The sequence below is a fragment of the Pseudomonas sp. LBUM1673 genome (assembly GCF_059695645.1).
This window is the reverse complement of record NZ_CP166780.1, coordinates 2330043-2343570: the sequence shown is the minus strand read 5'-3', so window position 1 is coordinate 2343570 and position 13528 is coordinate 2330043. Positions and strand designations below refer to the sequence as shown.

Sequence of the window (13528 nt, the reverse complement as noted above, 5' to 3'; positions counted from 1 at the left end):
ATACATCCAAAAAGGTCGGATGTCATGCTGCCTTCACAGCGGTGCGGCGATCCGACAAGCCAGCTCCCACAATAGCAAAGGGGCCCGAAGGCCCCTTCTTTATTTCAGCAGTGTGACGCTTAGGCGTCCGGCGCTGCCTTGGCAGTCGGCTCACTGTTTTCGTAGATATACAGTGGCTTGGACTTGCCTTCTATAACGCTTTCATCGATCACTACTTTACTCACCTCGGACTGCGAGGGGATTTCATACATAGTGTCGAGCAATACACCTTCGAGAATCGAGCGCAGTCCACGGGCACCGGTTTTGCGTTCCAGGGCACGTTTGGCGACCGATTTCAGCGCGTCGGCCCGGAATTCCAGGTCCACGCCTTCCATCTCGAACAGCTTGGCATACTGCTTGGTCAGAGCATTTTTCGGCTCGGTGAGAATCTGCATCAACGCAGCCTCATCAAGCTCGTCCAGCGTGGCAAGTACCGGCAGACGACCGACGAACTCCGGGATCAGACCGAACTTGACCAAATCGTCAGGTTCGACTTCACGCAGGGACTCACCGACTTTCTTGCCTTCTTCCTTGCTGCGCACTTCCGCGTTGAAACCGATGCCGCCCTTGGTGGAACGGTTTTGAATAACCTTTTCCAGACCGGAGAACGCACCACCGCAGATGAACAGGATGTTACGGGTGTCGACCTGAAGGAATTCCTGCTGCGGATGCTTGCGACCACCTTGAGGTGGAACGGAAGCGACCGTGCCTTCGATCAACTTGAGCAGGGCCTGCTGCACGCCTTCACCGGAAACATCCCGGGTGATCGACGGGTTGTCAGACTTGCGCGAGATTTTGTCGATCTCATCGATGTAGACAATGCCCATCTGGGCTTTTTCTACATCGTAATCGCACTTCTGCAGCAGCTTCTGAATGATGTTCTCGACATCTTCACCTACATAACCCGCCTCGGTGAGGGTGGTTGCGTCGGCGATGGTGAACGGAACATTCAGCAAGCGGGCCAGTGTTTCGGCAAGCAGGGTTTTACCCGAGCCTGTCGGGCCGATCAGCAAAATGTTGCTTTTGCCGAGTTCGACGTCGTCATTCTTTTTGTCACGCTGGTTCAAACGCTTGTAGTGGTTGTACACCGCTACGGCCAGAACCTTTTTCGCACGTTCCTGACCAATCACGTACTGATCAAGGATGCCGCTGATTTCTTTAGGCGAAGGCAATTTATGCGCGCTGCTTTCGGCCTGGGCTTCCTGCACCTCCTCACGGATGATGTCATTGCACAGGTCGACGCACTCGTCGCAGATAAAGACCGAGGGGCCGGCAATCAATTTGCGTACTTCATGCTGGCTTTTGCCACAGAAGGAGCAATAGAGCAGCTTGCCGTTGTCCTCGCCGTTGCGGGTGTCAGTCATTCGTTCGATCCAAATCCGATAGGCTTGCAACACAAGATGAAGGCTATTGCGGGCTTTTTCAAGCCCGCCGGTGATCAGACCAGCTGACCAACCCTATTTTGAGCTGCTTATTTTAAGCGGGGCGCTGGTTGATCACTTCATCGATCAACCCGTATTCACGCGCTGCTTCTGCACTCATGAAATTATCGCGGTTGGTATCGCGCTCGATTTCTTCAAGAGTGCGCCCGCTATGCTTGGCCATCAGCGTGTTGAGGCGCTCACGAATGAAGAGGATTTCCTTGGCATGGATTTCGATATCCGAGGCCTGGCCCTGGAAACCGCCCAGTGGCTGGTGAATCATCACACGCGAGTTCGGCAGGCAGTAACGCTTGCCTTTGGCACCGGCCGTCAGTAGAAACGCGCCCATGCTGCACGCTTGACCGATACAGGTGGTCGACACGTTTGGCTTGATGAACTGCATGGTGTCATAGATCGACATGCCCGCCGTCACCGAACCGCCCGGCGAGTTGATATAGAGATGGATGTCCTTGTCCGGGTTTTCCGCTTCAAGGAACAGCAGTTGCGCACAGATCAGGTTGGCCATGTAGTCCTCTACCGGACCAACCAGAAAGATCACTCGCTCCTTGAGAAGACGCGAGTAGATGTCATAGGCGCGTTCGCCACGAGCAGACTGCTCGACAACCATCGGGACCAGGCCGCCTGCGGCCTGGATATCAGAGTTCTGCTGAATATACGAATTACGGAACATGCTCTGCAGTCACTCCCAAATAGTTATGTCTTGAATACGCATAAGCCAGCACGAAGGCTGGCTTATGGTGTGTACTTCTTACCGCAAAAACAATCAGTCGGCTTGTGGAGCTTCTACCGGCTTGACCGCTTCTTCGTAAGAGACCGATTTGTCGGTCACGCTAGCTTTCTGCAGAACAGTATCCACAACTTGCTCTTCCAGCACAACCGAACGGACTTCGTTCAGTTGCTGGTCGTTCTTGTAGTACCAGGACACAACCTGCTCAGGCTCTTGATAGGCCGAAGCCATTTCCTGAATCATCTCGCGCACACGGGCTTCGTCAGGCTTGAGGTCGAATTGCTTGACCACTTCAGCCACGATCAGACCCAGCACAACGCGGCGCTTGGCTTGCTCTTCGAACAGCTCGGCCGGCAGTTGGTCAGGCTTGATGTTGCCGCCGAACTGCTGAACAGCCTGCACGCGCAGACGGTCGACTTCGTTGGACAGCAGAGCCTTAGGCACTTCGATCGGGTTGGTGGCCAGCAGACCGTCCATCACCTGATTCTTGACCTTGGATTTGATCGCCTGACGCAGTTCGCGCTCCATGTTCTTGCGAACTTCGGTGCGGAAGCCTTCCAGACCGGTTTCCTTGATGCCGAATTGAGCGAAGAACTCTTCGGTCAGCTCTGGCAGTTTAGGCTCGGAAACGGTGTTCACGGTCACGGTGAACTCAGCGGCTTTGCCTGCCAGGTCGAGGTTCTGATAGTCCTCTGGGAAGGTCAGGTTCAGAACGCGCTCTTCGCCAGCTTTAGCGCCGACCAGACCGTCTTCGAAACCAGGGATCATGCGACCGGAACCCAGCACCAGTTGGGTGCCTTTGGCGGAACCGCCAGCGAACACTTCACCGTCGACTTTTCCGACGAAATCGATGTTCAGTTGGTCTTCGTTCTGAGCCGCGCGATCGGCGACTTCGAACCGGGTGTTCTGCTTGCGCAGGATTTCCAGCATCTTGTCCAGATCGGCATCAGCCACGTCAGCGCTCAGGCGCTCGACAGTGATACCTTCGAAGCCGGCAACGGTGAATTCCGGGAACACTTCGAAGATTGCGACGTATTCCAGATCTTTGCCAGCTTCCATCGATTTAGGCTCGATCGAAGGAGCGCCAGCCGGGTTCAGCTTCTGCTCGACAACAGCTTCGTAGAAGGAAGACTGGATCACATCGCCCACGGCTTCCTGACGTGCATCAGCACCGAAACGGCGCTTGATTTCACTCATAGGCACTTTGCCTGGACGGAAGCCAGCGATCTTGGCCTTTTGGGCAGTCTGCTGCAGACGCTTGTTGACCTGAGTCTCGATGCGCTCAGCCGGCACGGTGATGCTCATGCGGCGCTCAAGAGCAGAAGTATTTTCAACAGAAACTTGCATGGATATTCCTCGTTGCACAGACGTTAGCCGGCCGTTTCCGACCCCAGAATCAAGGGCATGCATTCTAGTGGGTCAAACTCAAGAAGTCACCCTACTGAAAACGGGTAAAAAAGCAGCAGGCAATTTATAGGCGGGGACAAACGGTTGTGCCTCGCCCTGTTAGCAAATACAGTCAATCAAGCCAGGGCTCTGTACCAACCTTCCTATATATAGAAGGAATCGGCAAATCCATCCCTGACAACCAACCCCGCGAAGGGATCGGTGGGCAAATCGAGCATCATCGAGAAACATAAATACGACGAAGCGACCTGCCCTTCCAGCCCGAAACCTGCAGCTGTTTTGAAAATCCAGACTTCTGAAACAAAAACGGCGCAGACCTTTGCAGGTGCTGCGCCGTTTTCTGCTATTAAATAGCGACTTGTATGGTGCGGACGGAGAGACTCGAACTCTCACACCTTGCGGCGCTGGAACCTAAATCCAGTGTGTCTACCAATTCCACCACATCCGCGTATCAAGCTTTTAAAGCAAAGGCGCCAGATTATTAATCTGGCGCCTTTCTAAATATGGGGTGGACGAAGGGGATCGAACCCTCGACAACGGGAGTCACAATCCCGTGCTCTACCAACTGAGCTACGCCCACCATATTGCCATGTTGCGTTACTTGTGCCAAAGCTGCCTAATTGGCGCACCCGGCAGGACTCGAACCTGCGACCATCCGCTTAGAAGGCGGATGCTCTATCCAGCTGAGCTACGGGCGCCTTTTTAATCTGTATTCTTGGACGATTACAAACTAAGTGCTTTCAGTCTCACCGAATCAAACATCAATTCTGATCGACCTTCTTAACCAGTGCTAGGCTGTGCCCGACAAGTGCGACGAATGTTATAGGCGAGCCTGAAGGTCGTCAACTCTTTTTTAAAAAAAATTCATTTAATTAAAGGAGTTAGGGGAATTTGCAGACCAAGCGCCTTTGCCCTCACCTCACGACATGCGAGAATGCGCTCTCTTTTTTTCCCCTCTCGATGGTTAATCACGCGCAATGACTGCACAACTAATCGACGGCAAATCGATCGCCGCCAGCCTGCGCCAGCAGATCGCCAAACGAGTCGCCGAGCGTCGCCAGCAAGGCCTGCGCACGCCCGGCCTCGCGGTGATCCTGGTCGGCAGCGATCCTGCCTCTCAGGTTTATGTCTCGCACAAGCGTAAAGACTGTGAAGAGGTCGGCTTCCTTTCCCAAGCCTATGACCTGCCTGCCGAAACCACTCAGGAAGCACTGACCGAGCTGATCGATCGCCTGAACGACGACCCGGCAATTGACGGCGTTCTGCTTCAGCTGCCTTTACCTGAACACCTGGACGCCTCCAAACTGCTGGAGCGCATTCGCCCTGACAAGGACGTCGACGGTTTCCACCCTTATAACGTCGGCCGCCTGGCCCAGCGCATTCCGCTGCTGCGTCCGTGCACACCTAAAGGCATCATGACCTTGCTGGAAAGCACCGGTGCCGATCTATACGGGATGGACGCGGTCATTGTCGGGGCTTCCAACATTGTTGGCCGTCCGATGGCAATGGAACTGCTGCTGGCCGGTTGCACCGTGACCGTCACCCACCGCTTCACCAAGGATCTGGCGGGCCATGTCGGCCGCGCCGATCTGGTAGTGGTTGCCGCCGGTAAGCCGGGCCTGGTCAAGGGTGAATGGATCAAGGAAGGCGCGATCGTGATCGACGTCGGCATCAACCGTCAGGAAGACGGCAAACTGGTGGGTGACGTGACCTACGAAACCGCCCTGCCCCGCGCCGGCTGGATCACTCCGGTACCGGGCGGCGTCGGCCCGATGACCCGCGCCTGCCTGCTGGAAAACACGCTGTACGCCGCGGAAACTCTGCACGGCTGAGTTCACGCTTGCTTGCAGCGCCGCATAAAAGAACCCCGCCCATCGCGGGGTTCTTTTTGCCCATAGAAAAAGCTCGACCATCCGCCGGAAAATCCCTGTTTCCCCGCACTTTCACCTGAACATCGAACAACCATCGACAGTTCTTCAGCCATACTCCTAAAATGCGTCGCTTTTTAAAGAAACAGCCCGTTACACAACGGTATATCCACCCTTTATGAGTCCGCCAGCGTGAAAATCCGCCTTTCAATCCTGAGCTTGTTTTTTGCATTTACAGGGACTTTCACCACGCCAGCAATTAATGCCGCCGAAACCATCGAGGCGCCCCGAAACACTTCACAACTGAAGATCGCTTCCGGCAGCGCATTGCTGATGGATCTGCAAACCAACAAAGTCATCTATGCCAACAATCCGGATGTTGTGGTGCCGATTGCTTCCGTCAGCAAACTGATGACCGGCCTGGTGGTGGTAGAAGCCCGGCAAAACATGGACGAATACCTTTCCGTCAACATCAGCGACACCCCGGAAATGAAAGGCGTGTTTTCCCGAGTCAAACTCAAAAGCGAATTGCCACGCCGGGAAATGCTGCTGATTGCCCTGATGTCATCGGAAAACCGTGCTGCCGCAACGCTGGCCCATCACTATCCGGGCGGTTATGTCGCATTTATAGCGGCCATGAACGCCAAAGCCAAAGCGCTGGGCATGACCAGCACCCACTTTGTCGAACCGACGGGCCTCTCCCCTCGCAATGTGTCCACCGCCCGGGACCTGAGCAAACTGCTGATCGCCGCGCACAAGCACCCGATATTGACTGAGCTGAGCACTACCAAGGAAAAAACCGTTTCGTTCCGTAAACCCAATTACAGCCTGGGTTTCCGCAATACCGACCATTTGGTCAATAAGCCGAACTGGGACATCAGACTGACGAAAACCGGTTTCACCAACGAGGCCGGTCACTGCCTGGTGCTGGTCACCAGCATGGGTAATCGTCCGGTTGCGCTGGTGATTCTCGATGCCTTCGGCAAGTACACGCACTTTGCCGACGCCACCCGGATTCGCAGCTGGGTCGAAACCGGCAAGAGCGCTAACGTGCCGTCCGTGGCCCTGCAATACAAGTCCGACAAAAACCTCAAGCATCGCCAGAGCGGCGTGGTTGAAGCCTCGAAATAAAGTCGAAACGACTGAAAACGAAAGCCCCGAATAGTCGGGGCTTTTTTTGTCCGCCATCAATCATTCGGCAATGGCATCTGATCGTCATCCGGAATTCCATCCCCGGCACTTGGGTCTCTCCAGCCCTGCGGATGCTTCGTCGGCACGACCGTCGGCCGGGCCAAGGGATCCCTTAACGGGCTGTCCGGATCCATCACTGGGTCCAGGTCCGGTTCGGCGGTTGTTGGAACACTGTCTGGAGGGTCTGGACGTTTGTCGTCGAAGCTCGAATCGGTAGACATATGCACCTCTCACTAGGACTTGGGTTTCAGATCGCCAAGTGGGTCGTAAGGCTTCGCAGGCGGCTTCTTGCCCTCCTCACCCGGCTTTATATCCCTGGGCGCCTTGGCAGGCCCGATGGGATCGACCTGAGGATCGGCGAGGTCCGGGGAATCGGGGTCGAACCCCAACTCATTATCGGATGAATGCTCAGACGAGTGCGGGCCGACGGGTGTGTTGGAATGAGCCATGGACGCCTCCTGGTCACGGCCCGGCGAGAATCCGGACCCTTTAGATGAGAGGCCAACAACGCTCAGTGGTGCCCTACAGATGACGAACGGAACTTACTGCGCGGTCAGCGCTTTCTTCGCCCTGGCAGCCGCCTGCTCCTGACCTGACTGGGCAAGATCATTCGCCGCTTTCAGCCAGCGCTGCTGATCGACATTGGCCGGAATCTGGTTCGGCTTCTGGATCAATACAGCCCAACCCCCAGCACTTTCGAACGCCGATTCAAAGGAGCCGAACCCCATCAGCAACCGACGATCCATCCCGGCGCGCAGCAATACGGTCCGCTTCTGACGGTTGTAACCGGCAAGAATGGCGTATCGGGGCTCTGCCCAGAACGCCGAGCCTTCGGTGAAGCGCACCATCACCGGGTAACCGGCCGCAACCTGGGTCAGCAGCGCCGGCAAATTACTGTCGAGGGGATAGACCACCATCCCATACTCGCGGGCGAGGTTCTGCATGTTCTGCTGCAAACGGTCTTCGGCACCCGGCAAATGCAGGGGGTTGTCGAGCAACCCCGGGGTTATCACGATGCCCTGTTGGGAGAGCAGGCTGGCCAGCACCTGGGGCCCACTTTGATAACTTTGCCCTCGGTAGAACGTACCGCTGAGTTCGACACGTTCCGGCAGACGCTGGATCTCAGGCGCTACGCTCCCCGCACAGCCAGCCAGGCCGGCAACGCAGCCAACGATCAGTACCAAAGATCGAATTCGAGAAAATACCCGCACCATCATCACTCTCTTGTTCAGACGCCAGACGATCGCACGCCCGGCTTGGCTGTCGATCATAGGATGCCGCGCGGCAGCGGTATAGCTTTAACCGGCAGTTGATTGCACTCGATAGAGCGAACTGGTTGGTGACAGGCGACCTTTGGTCAATAGCCTGCAACACAGCAGCGGCTAGAATGTCATTTACCAAGGAAGAGTGTGTGCCCGATGCAGGGCAAAGAGGAGGCACTGATGAGCCTGACAATGACTATCGTGATGTTGATTTCTGGCTGGCTGGCCGTGGCCGCAGCCATGTTGTGGGGTGTTTTGCGTATTACCCGCCGGCACCATCACCATCCGGTTCAATCGGCGCCTGTGGCGAAATCCGATCAGCCGGCTGCACGTCCCGCCACCGCGCACTGACTGGACATGTAGGAGCCAGGCTTGCCGGCGAAGGCGCCCTCAAGAACGCCTTCGCCGGCAAGCCTGGCTCCTACGAAAAGCGGTTCATTGGCCGCCTGGACTCTTTCGAGTTCAGGCGGCCGTTTCGTTTAACGATGGTTAAGCTTCAGCGGCGATGCGCTTCTGCCTGGCCCGACGCGACAGCATGTTCAAGCCTTCGATCGTGGCCGAGAACGCCATGGCCGCGTAGACGTAGCCTTTCGGTACGTGGGCGCCGAAGCCTTCGGCGATCAGCGTCATGCCGATCATGATCAGGAAGCCCAGCGCCAGCATCACCACCGTCGGGTTGTCGTTGATGAACTTGGCCAGAGGGTCAGCGGCCAGCAACATCACCAGCACCGACACCACCACCGCGATGATCATGATCGGCAAATGCTCGGTCATGCCGACAGCGGTAATGATGCTGTCGATGGAGAACACCATGTCCAGCAGCAGGATCTGGCCGATCGCGGCGGCAAAGCCCAGGGTCACGGTCGAGGTAGCCGACATCGGATCATCCGGCGCCGGGTCCATGCTGTGATGGATCTCGGTGGTCGCTTTCCACAACAGGAACAGGCCGCCAGCGATCAGGATCATGTCCTTCCAGGAGAACGCGTGGCCGAGAATCTCGATCACAGGCTCCGTCAACTGGACGATGAATGCGATGGTGCTCAACAGTACCAGGCGCAGGATCAACGCCATGCCAATACCAATGCGCCGCGCCTTCTGGCGATGCTGTTCGGGTAGTTTGTTGGTGAGGATCGAAATGAAGATCAGGTTATCGATGCCGAGCACGATCTCCATCACCACCAGCGTGGCCAGGGCGACCCAGGCAGTGGGGCTTGCAGCAAGTTCTAAAAGGTATTCCATGGGTCAGTCCTGACTCGTTGTAGACGGTTTAGATTTCCTGGGACGAAGATTCGGTTTTATCCGTCTCTTTGGCCGGTTGTTCTTTCTTGCTGATCAAACCGCTCGTGGCATCGCTAAGCGCTTGCTCGGCCGCTTTGTGGGTATCGTCAATCGCCTGTTTGGCGGTTTCGGCGGCCTTGCCCATCAATTGCTGAGCGCTTTTCTCGGCCTGGTCGCAACCGGCCAACACCAGTAAAGACGCAATCAGCAGTGCCGTGGTTTTAAGCTTCATGATGCTTTCCTCGATAGAACAGACAGAACCGAAAAGGCGATCCGTCGATAGCGGGGCATTCTAAGGAAGCAAACACTTCAGGAAAATTCGTATTTTTAGCGGTTATACTTCGGTTTTAACGAATTTAGACATCGTATTTGTAGTACGCCTGTAGGAGCTGTCGAGTGAAACGAGGCTGCGATCTTTTGACTTTGCTCGTTAAAAACAAAAGATCGCAGCCTCGTTTCACTCGACAGCTCCTACGGATGATGTGAACAAGGGGTTTCACCAACATGCTTAATTATCGACAGCTGCATTACTTCTGGGTGGTGGCCAAGACCGGCAGCATCGTGCGCGCCTGCGAGCAGTTGAACCTGACGCCACAGACCATCAGCGGGCAGATTTCCCTGCTCGAACAAACCTATGGCATCGAGTTGTTTCGCCGGGTCGGCCGGCAGCTGGAACTCACCGAAGCCGGGCGTCAGACCCTGCCCTACGCAGAGCAGATGTTTCAACTCGGTGGCGAGCTGGAGTTGATGCTGCGGGCGCAGCCCAATGAGCAACAGATTTTGTTTCGGGTGGGCGTCGCCGACGTGGTGCCCAAATCCATCGTCTATCGATTGATTGCGCCGACCATGGAGTTGAGCGAGCCCCTGCGTATCACCTGCCGCGAAGACAAACTGGAACGTTTGCTCGCCGACCTGGCGATTCAACGCCTGGACCTGGTGATCTCCGACAGCCCGATGCCCTCGCATCTGGACATCAAGGGCTACAGCCAGAAACTCGGTGAATGCGGCATCAGCTTCTTCGCCACCGCCGAGCTGGCGGCGCGATATGGCCAGGACTTCCCCCGCAGCCTGCACGGCGCCCCACTGCTGATTCCCGGGCCGGAAACCGTGGTGCGCAGTCGCTTGCAACGCTGGTTTGCCGAACAGCAGATCCAGCCACAAATCGTCGGCGAGTTCGACGATAGCGCCTTAATGCAGGCTTTCGGCCAATCCGGGAGCGGGATCTTCATCGGCCCGAGCGTGATTGCCGACGAATTGAAACGCCAATGCGGTGTGGAGTTGATCGGCCAGACCGACGCGGTGCGCGAGTCGTTCTACGCCATCTCGGTGGAACGCAAGGTCAAGCACCCCGGCATTGTCGCCATTACCGAAGGTGCCCGACGCGAACTGTTCACCGAGATGTGAGGCGTCAGGCGCAGATTTCGCGGGGTTTGAAGGTCATCAGAGCCATCGCCAACAGGATCGAGACAAGGATAAAACCGGCTGCTGCGAAACCCAGTCCGCCCAGGCCAACACTGTCGATCACCCGCCCACCGACCATGGCGCCCAAACCGATTCCGAGGTTCGCCCCGGCGATGTTCAGCGATGCAGCAAAGGCCGGAGCCTCAGGCGCAGCCTTCATCAGGCGCACATGGCTGACCAGGAACAATGCCGCCTGTGTCACGCCCCAGATCCCCATCGCCGCCGCCAGACCCAGCGGCGAATGAATATTCGGCACCAGCGCCACCATGCCGGCAATCATGAATGCGCAGAACGTCACCGAAGCAATCAGCGGATGCCGATCCACCGCGCGGCCACCCAGCGAGTTGCCGATCAGCCCGACCGCGCCGAAGCCCATCAGGCACCAGCCGACCACCGTGCCGTTGAAACCGGCCAGCCGCTCAAGAATGTCCGCCAGGTAGGTGTAAGCGGTGAACATGCCGCTGAACACCAGGATCGATAACAGCACATGCCCCAGCATCAACGGGCTGCGCAGGATTTTGAACTGCGAACGGAAGCTCACCTGATGCTGGTGCAGGTTGGTTTTCGGCAGGTAGATAAACAGCAGCAACGCCTTGGCAAACGCGATCACCGCCAGAATGCCGAAAGCACTGCGCCAGCCGAACGCATCGGAAATCAGCGTGCCCACCGGAATGCCGAACACCGTGGCACAGACAATGCCGAAACCGATTTTGGCAATGGCCCGCCCGGCGTAGTCCGGCCCGACGATGTCCACCGCTGTTTCACTGGCCAACGCCCAGAACACTGGCAACCCCAAAGCCGGAATCAACCGGGCAACGGCCATCACCCAGATATTCGGCGCCAGCGCCGCCAGGGTGTTGGCCAGGCCGAACATGATCAGCACGCTGATAAACAGTTTCCGGCGTTCAAACCTTGCAAAGTACGCGGTCAGGAACGGCCCGAAAGCGGCCACGGTAAAGGCGAACAGGGTCACCAGCAAACCCGCTTGAGGGATGCTGACATCCAGATCTCGGGCGATTGCCGGCAACAGGCCGACGATGATGAATTCCGTTGTCAGCACCGTAAAACCGGCGGCGGACAACAGAAGAATGGGCAACAGCATGCAGAACTCCAGGAAAACGACGACACCAGCGACAGCCCGAAGGCTCACTGGCAGAACTTGAAAATGAGGATGGCGAAGCTTAACAGAGTGTTTCCGGACGAGGTTGCACGAACCTGCAAATCGCGTTGAGCCATCGGGTGGCAGATCGTCACAGGTCTGAAGGATCACGGCTACGCTGTGATAAAGTCCGCGGCCTGCGGTACTTACGCTTTGCTCATCGGCCATTCATTGGCAGTGATGCAGCGACCCTTCGGTTCCCTCCATGCGGCCTGCCCGGCTTTTTGCTGCATGAGCCAAGGAACCCTGCACCCTAATAAAATCAGAGATGCCGTTATGACCGCTTCATCCCCTTCTCTCTTGCAACGCCTGAAACGCAGCAGTCTGGTCACGCAAATCATCATCGGCCTGATCGCCGGGATTGCCTTGGCGTTGTTCGCGCCTGAGCTGGCCAAGTCCACCGCCTTCATTGGCAAAGTGTTCGTGTCGGCGCTCAAGGCTGTCGCGCCGATTCTGGTGTTCGTGCTGGTCATGGCCTCGATTGCCAACCACAAGCATGGCCAGGAAACCCATATCCGGCCGATTCTGTTCCTGTATTTGTTGGGCACCTTCGCGGCGGCTGTGGTGGCGGTGATCGCCAGTACGCTGTTTCCGTCGAGTCTGGTGCTGGCTACCCAGGATGTGGCGGTGACCGCACCGGGCGGCATCAGCGAAGTGCTGCAAAGTCTGTTGCTCAGCGTGGTCGACAACCCGGTCAGCGCGCTGATGAACGCCAACTTCATCGGCATTCTGGCGTGGGCGATCGGCATGGGCGTTGCGATTCGCCATGCCAGCGAGACGACGCGCGAGGTGCTGGGCGATCTGTCCAATGGCGTGACCTTGATCGTGCGTCTGGTGATCCGCTTCGCGCCGCTGGGGATCTTCGGCCTGGTGGCTTCGACCCTCGCCACCTCCGGTTTCGGCGCCTTGATCGGTTACATGCATCTGTTGGCCGTATTGCTGGGCTGCATGCTATTCGTGGCGCTGGTGATGAACCCGGCCATCGTGTTCTGGAAGCTGCGCCGCAACCCTTATCCACTGGTACTCACCTGCCTGCGCGAGAGTGGCATCACTGCCTTCTTCACCCGCAGCTCGGCGGCGAACATTCCGGTCAACCTGGAGTTGAGCAAGCGCCTGGGCCTGCATGAAGACACTTACTCGGTGTCGATCCCGCTCGGCGCCACCATCAACATGGCCGGCGCCGCGATCACCATCACCGTACTGACCCTGGCCGCTGTGCACACCTTGGGCATCGCCGTGGATATTCCGACGGCCATTCTGCTCAGCATCGTCGCGGCGATCTGTGCCTGTGGGGCTTCGGGCGTGGCTGGCGGCTCGTTGCTGCTGATTCCACTGGCGTGCAGCCTGTTCGGCATCCCCAGCGAAATCGCCATGCAGGTGGTGGCGGTCGGTTTCATCATCGGTGTATTGCAGGACTCGGCGGAAACCGCGCTGAACTCCTCCACCGATGTGCTGTTCACCGCGGCTGCGTGCCAGGGTGAGGAACAGAAGACCCAGAAAGCCCGGGAAGCCCAGCGTCTGGCATAACAACGCACTTGTAGGAGCCAGGCTTGCCGGCGAAAGCGATCTCAAGTACGCCTTCGCCGGCAAGCCTGGCTCCTACAGAAGACTGCCTAGCCCTGAACCAGATGCAAAAACTATTTCAGGACGAGACAGGCAAAATGAAAAAGCCCGCCAAGGCGTAAACCTTGGCG

The 13528-nt window shown here is 57.1% G+C and carries 15 protein-coding genes and 3 tRNA genes; 6 read left to right on the top strand and 12 right to left on the bottom strand.

Going from position 1 to position 13528, the window contains the following annotated elements; all coding sequences use genetic code 11:
* Nucleotides 1-119: 119 nt before the first annotated feature.
* The 3 genes from clpX to tig form a co-directional block, all read right to left on the bottom strand.
* Nucleotides 120-1403: an ATP-dependent Clp protease ATP-binding subunit ClpX gene (clpX, locus tag ACA044_RS10585; RefSeq protein WP_007901798.1), complete on the bottom strand. Its 1284-nt coding sequence runs from the start codon at nt 1401-1403 to the stop codon at nt 120-122.
* A 112-nt stretch (nt 1404-1515) separates the two neighbouring features.
* The gene (gene clpP, locus ACA044_RS10580) at nt 1516-2151 is read right to left on the bottom strand and encodes an ATP-dependent Clp endopeptidase proteolytic subunit ClpP (RefSeq protein ID WP_008062468.1); all 636 of its coding nucleotides are present in this window, start codon (nt 2149-2151) and stop codon (nt 1516-1518) included.
* A 93-nt stretch (nt 2152-2244) separates the two neighbouring features.
* Nucleotides 2245-3555, bottom strand: a complete 1311-nt coding sequence (gene tig / locus ACA044_RS10575) for a trigger factor (protein ID WP_052967287.1) — start codon at nt 3553-3555, stop codon at nt 2245-2247.
* Nucleotides 3556-3816: 261 nt separating this feature from the next.
* Between tig and ACA044_RS10570 the strand changes: the two genes are divergently transcribed.
* Nucleotides 3817-3969, top strand: coding sequence for a hypothetical protein (locus ACA044_RS10570; protein WP_497446297.1), 153 nt, complete (start codon nt 3817-3819; stop codon nt 3967-3969).
* A gap of 9 nt (nt 3970-3978) precedes the next feature.
* Here the strand turns inward: ACA044_RS10570 and ACA044_RS10565 are convergent.
* The 3 genes from ACA044_RS10565 to ACA044_RS10555 all read right to left on the bottom strand — a co-directional run bounded on the left by ACA044_RS10565 (nt 3979) and on the right by ACA044_RS10555 (nt 4313).
* Nucleotides 3979-4063: transfer RNA gene (locus tag ACA044_RS10565), tRNA-Leu, on the bottom strand.
* A 56-nt stretch (nt 4064-4119) separates the two neighbouring features.
* A tRNA-His gene (locus tag ACA044_RS10560) sits at nt 4120-4195 on the bottom strand.
* Between the two features lie 41 nt (nt 4196-4236).
* A tRNA-Arg gene (locus tag ACA044_RS10555) sits at nt 4237-4313 on the bottom strand.
* Between the two features lie 279 nt (nt 4314-4592).
* Between ACA044_RS10555 and folD the strand changes: the two genes are divergently transcribed.
* On the top strand, nt 4593-5447 hold the full coding sequence (folD, locus tag ACA044_RS10550) for a bifunctional methylenetetrahydrofolate dehydrogenase/methenyltetrahydrofolate cyclohydrolase FolD (protein ID WP_497446296.1): 855 nt from the start codon (nt 4593-4595) through the stop codon (nt 5445-5447).
* A 228-nt stretch (nt 5448-5675) separates the two neighbouring features.
* Nucleotides 5676-6614, top strand: coding sequence for a D-alanyl-D-alanine endopeptidase (gene pbpG / locus ACA044_RS10545; RefSeq protein ID WP_497446295.1), 939 nt, complete (start codon nt 5676-5678; stop codon nt 6612-6614).
* Nucleotides 6615-6670: 56 nt separating this feature from the next.
* Here the strand turns inward: pbpG and ACA044_RS10540 are convergent, their stop codons facing one another.
* The 3 genes from ACA044_RS10540 to ACA044_RS10530 all read right to left on the bottom strand — a co-directional run bounded on the left by ACA044_RS10540 (nt 6671) and on the right by ACA044_RS10530 (nt 7945).
* Nucleotides 6671-6895, bottom strand: coding sequence for a hypothetical protein (locus ACA044_RS10540; RefSeq protein ID WP_497446294.1), 225 nt, complete (start codon nt 6893-6895; stop codon nt 6671-6673).
* Nucleotides 6896-6907: 12 nt separating this feature from the next.
* Nucleotides 6908-7123: a DUF6021 family protein gene (locus ACA044_RS10535; protein ID WP_497446293.1), complete on the bottom strand. Its 216-nt coding sequence runs from the start codon at nt 7121-7123 to the stop codon at nt 6908-6910.
* A 93-nt stretch (nt 7124-7216) separates the two neighbouring features.
* A complete protein-coding gene (locus ACA044_RS10530) occupies nt 7217-7945 on the bottom strand; it encodes a cysteine peptidase family C39 domain-containing protein (protein WP_497446292.1) in 729 nt (242 codons plus the stop codon).
* 171 nt (nt 7946-8116) lie between these two features.
* Here ACA044_RS10530 and ACA044_RS10525 point away from each other — a divergent pair, with 171 nt between their 5' ends.
* Nucleotides 8117-8287, top strand: a complete 171-nt coding sequence (locus ACA044_RS10525; protein WP_497446291.1) for a hypothetical protein — start codon at nt 8117-8119, stop codon at nt 8285-8287.
* 138 nt (nt 8288-8425) lie between these two features.
* Here ACA044_RS10525 and ACA044_RS10520 read toward each other — a convergent pair whose 3' ends face one another.
* Both ACA044_RS10520 and ACA044_RS10515 read right to left on the bottom strand, forming a co-directional pair.
* Nucleotides 8426-9175 (bottom strand): TerC family protein, encoded by a 750-nt coding sequence (locus ACA044_RS10520; protein WP_497446290.1) that lies wholly within the window; start codon nt 9173-9175, stop codon nt 8426-8428.
* Between the two features lie 28 nt (nt 9176-9203).
* On the bottom strand, nt 9204-9446 hold the full coding sequence (locus ACA044_RS10515; RefSeq protein ID WP_497446289.1) for a hypothetical protein: 243 nt from the start codon (nt 9444-9446) through the stop codon (nt 9204-9206).
* Nucleotides 9447-9718: 272 nt separating this feature from the next.
* Between ACA044_RS10515 and nhaR the strand changes: the two genes are divergently transcribed.
* The gene (gene nhaR, locus ACA044_RS10510) at nt 9719-10618 is read left to right on the top strand and encodes a transcriptional activator NhaR (RefSeq protein ID WP_497446288.1); all 900 of its coding nucleotides are present in this window, start codon (nt 9719-9721) and stop codon (nt 10616-10618) included.
* Between the two features lie 4 nt (nt 10619-10622).
* Here the strand turns inward: nhaR and ACA044_RS10505 are convergent, their stop codons facing one another.
* The gene (locus ACA044_RS10505; RefSeq protein WP_497446287.1) at nt 10623-11777 is read right to left on the bottom strand and encodes an MFS transporter; all 1155 of its coding nucleotides are present in this window, start codon (nt 11775-11777) and stop codon (nt 10623-10625) included.
* A gap of 333 nt (nt 11778-12110) precedes the next feature.
* On the opposite strand from ACA044_RS10505, the gene sstT reads away from it, so the two are divergent.
* Nucleotides 12111-13361, top strand: a complete 1251-nt coding sequence (gene sstT / locus ACA044_RS10500) for a serine/threonine transporter SstT (protein WP_497446286.1) — start codon at nt 12111-12113, stop codon at nt 13359-13361.
* Nucleotides 13362-13528: the final 167 nt, after the last annotated feature.

Coding starts and splice junctions, on each gene's coding strand:
- clpX (WP_007901798.1), bottom strand. CDS start 1,403: ATGACTGACACCCGCAACGGCGAGGACAACGGCAAGCTGCTCTATTGC.
- clpP (WP_008062468.1), bottom strand. CDS start 2,151: ATGTTCCGTAATTCGTATATTCAGCAGAACTCTGATATCCAGGCCGCA.
- tig (WP_052967287.1), bottom strand. CDS start 3,555: ATGCAAGTTTCTGTTGAAAATACTTCTGCTCTTGAGCGCCGCATGAGC.
- folD (WP_497446296.1), top strand. CDS start 4,593: ATGACTGCACAACTAATCGACGGCAAATCGATCGCCGCCAGCCTGCGC.
- ACA044_RS10540 (WP_497446294.1), bottom strand. CDS start 6,895: ATGTCTACCGATTCGAGCTTCGACGACAAACGTCCAGACCCTCCAGAC.
- ACA044_RS10535 (WP_497446293.1), bottom strand. CDS start 7,123: ATGGCTCATTCCAACACACCCGTCGGCCCGCACTCGTCTGAGCATTCA.
- ACA044_RS10530 (WP_497446292.1), bottom strand. CDS start 7,945: ATGATCGACAGCCAAGCCGGGCGTGCGATCGTCTGGCGTCTGAACAAG.
- ACA044_RS10525 (WP_497446291.1), top strand. CDS start 8,117: ATGAGCCTGACAATGACTATCGTGATGTTGATTTCTGGCTGGCTGGCC.
- ACA044_RS10520 (WP_497446290.1), bottom strand. CDS start 9,175: ATGGAATACCTTTTAGAACTTGCTGCAAGCCCCACTGCCTGGGTCGCC.
- ACA044_RS10515 (WP_497446289.1), bottom strand. CDS start 9,446: ATGAAGCTTAAAACCACGGCACTGCTGATTGCGTCTTTACTGGTGTTG.
- nhaR (WP_497446288.1), top strand. CDS start 9,719: ATGCTTAATTATCGACAGCTGCATTACTTCTGGGTGGTGGCCAAGACC.
- ACA044_RS10505 (WP_497446287.1), bottom strand. CDS start 11,777: ATGCTGTTGCCCATTCTTCTGTTGTCCGCCGCCGGTTTTACGGTGCTG.
- sstT (WP_497446286.1), top strand. CDS start 12,111: ATGACCGCTTCATCCCCTTCTCTCTTGCAACGCCTGAAACGCAGCAGT.